This window comes from Psittacicella gerlachiana, assembly GCF_003585965.1.
GTDB lineage: Bacteria > Pseudomonadota > Gammaproteobacteria > Enterobacterales > Psittacicellaceae > Psittacicella > Psittacicella gerlachiana.
Genome location: NZ_NRJF01000025.1, coordinates 21,929 through 28,199 on the forward strand (window position 1 = coordinate 21,929; position 6,271 = coordinate 28,199).

A 6,271-nucleotide genomic window follows, 5' to 3' on the forward strand; every position below is an offset into this window, starting at 1 on the left:
AAATCTTGCTTTTCTTTACGAGGACTTTCATTCCTCTCTTATGGATAATTCTTTAACCCTCTTATTATAACAACTTTAAAAAAATAAAATTTAACTGTTACCAGAGATCTTATAAAATATAAGCATAAGTATTAATTTTCTTCCCCACAGCTATGTTCAATCTTTTTAAATACAATAATTTTTCAGCAAGTCTTGATCTTCTTAGTGAAATGCTGAAGAACAAGACTCAAACTCCAACTGCTCGTAACTTAGATTTGCGTCAGTTAGAACAAAATTTTAAGAGTAAAGATATTATAGTTGTCACTAATGATCTACAAAAACAGCAAATCGAACGTCAACTCCAACAACTGCCAGGCGTTCAAGTTCTGCCAAGATTTATTAATGAAACTGAGCTAGTAAGAGAACTCGTACGTTTATTTGCTAAAAAAGTCAATCAACAAGAAATTCTCGTTCATAAAATTAGTGATAGTGTCAAAAATCTTATTGCCGATTTTCCTCAAGATGTTCCTGAAGATAAATTCTTTAATCTTTACAACATTGAGATTATTTCTGCAAGAAGTGAAATCATTCTTTGGCAAACAGTAGAGTATTTAAATGAACAAATTCGTCTTGCTCCTACTGAATTAACCAATGCGTTTCTTGTCGATATTGTCAATCAAATTAAAGAACAAATAAATTTTGCCGACCAAGAGGAGCTTGTCGGGCAACTATACTTTGTGGCGAAAAACCTCCACGAACTTATTAATACTCTTTATGCAAAATATTCGCAATTAATTATTGCTCTTTCTGAGCTTGAGTTTAATGAGCAAAAGTTTACTCAACTTCTTGCAGAATATATCACTCTCGAACAAAGAGATAATCCTCTTCTTCAAGGACAACTTCTTGTAATTCGTGAGATTATTTTGCGTACGCGTCTATTTTTACAAGAATTTGCTAAAGCCAATAATATCGAAAAAAACTTTATTTATCTCAATACTTTCGATATGCTTAATCTAATTGCAGACTCTGAGTTTAGTTTAAGTTCTACTTATCAGGCTAGTGATTTTCGCCTCTTTCTCATGGATAAAAAAATCTATAGTCCTCGTGAACTATTAATTATCCAAAAAGCAAGTAGGTACCTTGGGATTGAGGTGTATCATTTTTTAAATATAACAACTCCTTTGTTATTTGATACCCAATCTCGCAAAGTATTTTTAAATACCTGTAATCAGCAAAAATTACCTCAGGTATATCATCAGTATTTACAACCTAATTACATCTTAAGTTCAAGCAATGCTAGTTACAATCTTTTGAGCTTATTAGGGAGTGGACTCAAAAAACTCTTACAAGCTTTTGCTTTTGATTTAGATCACGAATACCAAACTTATCTCGAGCATAAGCAAACAGACCAAGCCACCATTTGTGATGCTAACTACTATTTACCTCTACAGCAATATCGCCAAGCAGAACTTTATGCCGAATACAACTTTTTCGTAGATCCTTTAAATCGTCAAACCTATTATCCAAGACATATTTATGAGGATCTCACCCAAGAACTGCAAAAAGTTTATCAACAAATTAATCAACAAAATAAACTTACTCCTGAACAAATAACTCAAGTTTTTACTCAGCTTGATAAAAATCCAGAACTATTAGCTAGTTTAACTAAACTCCAAACTACTCTAACCTCAGGAGAACAACCTAGTTTATTACAACAGTTACAAAAATCTTTTTTAGAATATACTGATTTTGCCGAAGCTAACTATCAAAGTCTTGAAACTAATAATTTAAATCAACAACCATCAGGCTTTTTACATTTACGTGGAGATGACTCTTTTACTATAGTCCAAACTAACTCCCGTCGTCGAGAGCTAGAATATGCTATAGATTTTGTGCAACAACAACTTGCTCTAAGCCAAGAAGAATTATCTTTAAATGACTTTTTAATTCTTGCCCCCAATATCGAAATTTATCGTGATCTCATTGAACAGGTAATTGATAAAGAAAACTTTTTTAGTTATCAAATCGAAGGATATAACCAAAATCAAGAAGAGTTAAAAAGCTTCTACAACTTTATCTTTACTCTTAATGCAAACTACTTAGATCTTAAAACCTTTAAAAAATGGTTAACCTTTAAGGGGGTTAAAGATTTCTATCAACTCAATGAAGAAGATTTAGAGTTTTATCCTAATTTATTTGGTTTACATCAAGTAACCAATGAGTTAGGTTATAACTATAGTAAAGAATATCAAGCTCAAACGCTAAACCACATTTTACCGATACACAATCAGGTACAAAGTCAAGCTCAAACTACTTCAATAAAAAATGAATTAAATCCTGAGATTCCGGTTCTTAATTACAACTCTTGGCAACATGTATTTTTCCGTGCTAACTTAAATAATAGTTTTAGTCATGGAGAAGATTTAAGCTTATTTTTATCAACAGACTTACCTTTTGCTCAGTCTAGTCAAAAATATGCAAGTCTCAGTAAGTTTAATTGCTTAATTACGGATCTCGCTCTAACCGCTAATTTTATTAATCAAAAACATAACTTTGAGCAATGGCTAGAGTTCTTAAATAATCTCAGAATTCAGTTCTTTAAACACCAAGAAGAATTAAGTGAAAACTTTAAGCAAACATTACAAAAAATAGCTAAAGATCTTAAATTAACTCATTCCTCTTGCAAAAAAGTAGATAAGTTTGTAGTTCATAATCAACTAGTAGAAAACAAAGTAAGCATTAATCCATATCTCTCCCGTAACCGTCTTACTTTTGCTTCTCTAAGTAACGCTAGTGGAACAAGTTACAAATATGTTATTTGTTTGGGGTTAGATAAAAACTTCCCGACCCAACCTAAGGAAAACCCTTTAAGTATTGTTTCTAAACTCAAACTCATTGATAACAACCCCTCAATTTATCAAACAAATCAACATTTTATCTTGGAGTTAATTAACAATACGCAAAAGAAACTAGTGTTGACCTATGCGGGGGGAGAAGAGCAACCTTGCGCAAGTATTCTTAGTGATATTAAAGAGTTTATCCAAAAACAACTTTATTTACCTCAAGAGTTCTTTGCCCCAAGCCAGAATAACCAACTCTTAAAAGAAAAAATCTTGGAAATTTTCTATTCAAGTGCAAATTCTCCAAGCTTTATTGTCGATTTAGCTTTAGGAAGTTTTGATGTTGTTAACTATGGACAAGCTCAATTAGATTTAGCCTCTAACTTTAAAGAAAAAGAAATAAATGAGTTAGTTGTCAGCTCCAGTCGACCAAGTTTTAATCAGCATTGGTTGCCTCCAACTAATGAGCCAATTGAAAAGCAAGAGTTTGGTAATCTTTCGCAAACTTTACAAAGCTTTAAACAAATTTTCTCGTTACCCAAACAAGAAGCTTTAACCTATGTACAAAGTCCAGAGAACTTTAATACCGCTTCTTTTATTAATGTGAGCATCCGTAAACTCGCTGACTTTATTAAGGTTAGTGCTAACTATGGAAAAAATAAAGAATCAAGAGATATGCGTATTGATAAAGAACAAAAAATTGTTGAATATCAATACCAACTTGAAAGTCAAACTACTTATGGTTTAACTTTTACAGATAATATTTCTTCTTACTTTAGTAAAAAAATCATTGAAGAAACTATTCAAGGGAAGGAGCCTACTGAGATCTTATCTCAAGATATTCTTAATGGCGGGAAAATAAAAACTTCGCTTATTCATAATAAGCAAATCAATCTCCTTGATTACCAAAACTTCAAACTTGCAATTAAAGAAGGACAAGGTATCTATCCAAGTGATTATTACATTAATGGTGAGCTTTTTGAAGAAGTTCCGCAGTTTAAAGGAGAAGAAAAACACGAGTATTTATACTTTAAACTGAATCCTGAGTTTTGTGAAAATTATGTCAATTATTTCCTTGAACATAATCTTACTCTTGGTAACTCGCAACTACTCTTCCAAGAGTTAGCTAAACTAAGACAATCAGGAAACTTTGAGCAAGTATATTTAAGAATCCCAATTAGTTATAGTTTGCAAGGAAAAAAACTTCTCCATAATCGCTTTTTCGATAAAGATTTTTTAACCGCAGCTACGGTAAAATTAAATGCTAATTTTGCCAAGATCACTTTTTACCTCGAAGACTACTTTAAACTCTTTGCAGCCATGAGCAAAGATCAAGTAAATAAATTAGTGGTGTATAGCTTTATTAGCCAAAATGCGATTAATACAACTCTCGAAGCTATTCAAGCTAAATGTAAAAAGTTAGAAGCTATGTCTGAAAAACTAGAGGTAACTAAACAAGTTAAAGTACTTAGTTCAGAAATAGATTTAGAACCTTTACAGCAACAAATCCAAGAGGAGCTAGGTAAAGGCTTAAGTCAAATGCTCATGCACTATTTACTGGGCAAGGATTTACTCTTACCTTTATACAGTGGAGATAAGAAAAAAAGTTTCCTTACCGAATTATTTACCAATAGGTATGTTAACTTTGATAAACAAGAAATTCAAAAAGAAATTGATGAGTTTTTTGCTGAATTTTCTTTAGACTACTTAACCCAAGGTTTAGATAAATCTAAAACCAATCCTCTTAGTCAAATCTTTAGTGACCTAGACAAAGCTCTAGCCATCAAAACTAAATAAGACCTCAAGACCTCGTCTCTGAGGTCTTATTTCATTTCAAAATATTAGCATAATAAACAAATTGACTAAATCTAAGCTCTCTTAAAAAAATTAACTAAAAGCTAACTGATATTACACAAAACATAGAGCAACTTCTTTAAATAACTAGATCCCTAAAAAATTGAGATAACAAAAAGGAGCATGCCTATAGACACACTCCCAAAAATCACTCTAATTTTAATGTTTTCTAGAAATGAAAATCTCTAGATTGCAGTTGACTCTTTGAGCCAAAAGCTCGGTTGTAACTCTCTATACAATAAGTTACTTTTAATAAATAGTAGTTTTACTATTACTTTAGATTTGCAACTCTTTAATTAAGCTACATCAGTTGTTGTATCAGTTGGTAAAGGATATTTTTCGCTTAGTTCTTTATCAATTAAGTATAAACCTTGACCTTTAGAACCTACAATACCAATTTTACGAAGCATTGAAGTTAAGAAGAACTCTTCAGCATGTTGTGTTTCTACTTGTGATTCAAGATTTGCATAAGTTGCAAAATCTTTGTTTGATAAACAAACATCAAGGATATTGTTTAAATCAGCTCTATATCCTTTTTCCATTTCGTAGATATATACAAATAAGTCTTCAATATTATCAAACTCACGTAAACCTTCAGGGATTTCACGTAATTCAGCTTGATAACCACATTCGCTTAAGTATTCAACACCTGAATTTACATTATCTAAAGCTTTTTGTGATAGGTTTAAGAAGTAACCTTGTACTCCTTTTAAAGTTAAATCATTTGCCCAACCTGAAATATCTAAAAATAGGTTTGAACGAAAATATTCTTGGTTGATTTTATCGTTTAATAAGGCAACTATGTTTTGGTTAATCATAATTATAAAACTCCTTAGGTAAATTGCTTTGCGTCAAGTAAAAATTAGTGTAAAGATTCAATATCACGATCAACGTAGTAAACCGCAATACCGTCATTACCAGCAATGTCAAATTTACCAAGAATATCTGAGAATAAAGACTCTTCTTCTACTTGCTCGTCAACGAACCATTGTAAGAAGTTAAATGTTTTATAATCATGCGCTTCTTGAGCAACTCTTACACAATTATTAATTGCACTAGAAACGAATTTCTCGTGTTCGTAAGCTTGTTCTAGTACAGATCTTAAATCAGTTAATTCTGTATTAACTGCAGGTACAACACCTACGTGTGGACGTACACCATTATCTTCTAAGTGTTTCCAAATACGTTTAAAGTGTTGATACTCTTCTTCAGCGTGTGATTTGAAGAAAGAAGCAGCACCTAATAAACCTTGAGTACGACACCAGTTAGACATTTGTAAATAAATGTTTGAACTGTGAAGCTCAAAGTTTAATTGTTGATTTAAAACATCAATAACAGATTGTTTTAACATAGAATAAACTCCTCGTTTTGTTTTTTTGTTTCTCTTTTTGTATTCTGAAAACCTAGTATGTTCTTTTCAAGAATTTATAGTTAAAGTTACTTTCACAAATAAATTTAACAATAAATTCTTTTCCTAGGTCGTAAAGAGACTAATGATCTAATAAATATTTCATACTTAAATTCTTAAGTATTTTAGTCAACTAAATTCTAAGTTTTATACACTTAAGTCAGTTGCTAACCTATACTTAATATTATAG

3 protein-coding genes are annotated in these 6,271 nt (G+C 31.3%); 1 reads left to right on the forward strand and 2 read right to left on the reverse strand.

Going from position 1 to position 6,271, the window contains the following annotated elements; translation table 11 throughout:
* Window positions 1–209 precede the first annotated feature (209 nt).
* Window positions 210–4,616 carry a PD-(D/E)XK nuclease family protein gene (locus tag CKF59_RS01030; RefSeq protein WP_222985459.1) on the forward strand — a complete coding sequence of 1,469 codons (4,407 nt, stop codon included), beginning with the start codon at window positions 210–212 and terminating at the stop codon, window positions 4,614–4,616.
* Window positions 4,617–4,969: 353 nt separating this feature from the next.
* Here the strand turns inward: CKF59_RS01030 and CKF59_RS01035 are convergent, their stop codons facing one another.
* Window positions 4,970–5,491 carry a ferritin gene (locus CKF59_RS01035; protein WP_119534128.1) on the reverse strand — a complete coding sequence of 174 codons (522 nt, stop codon included), beginning with the start codon at window positions 5,489–5,491 and terminating at the stop codon, window positions 4,970–4,972.
* A 44-nt stretch (window positions 5,492–5,535) separates the two neighbouring features.
* The gene (locus CKF59_RS01040) at window positions 5,536–6,024 is read right to left on the reverse strand and encodes a ferritin (protein ID WP_119534129.1); all 489 of its coding nucleotides are present in this window, start codon (window positions 6,022–6,024) and stop codon (window positions 5,536–5,538) included.
* Window positions 6,025–6,271: the final 247 nt, after the last annotated feature.

Excerpts from the sequence above, each read along its gene's own strand:
- CKF59_RS01040 (WP_119534129.1), bottom strand. The coding sequence starts at position 6,024 with ATGTTAAAACAATCTGTTATTGATGTTTTAAATCAACAATTAAACTTT.
- CKF59_RS01035 (WP_119534128.1), bottom strand. The coding sequence starts at position 5,491 with ATGATTAACCAAAACATAGTTGCCTTATTAAACGATAAAATCAACCAA.
- CKF59_RS01030 (WP_222985459.1), top strand. The coding sequence starts at position 210 with ATGCTGAAGAACAAGACTCAAACTCCAACTGCTCGTAACTTAGATTTG.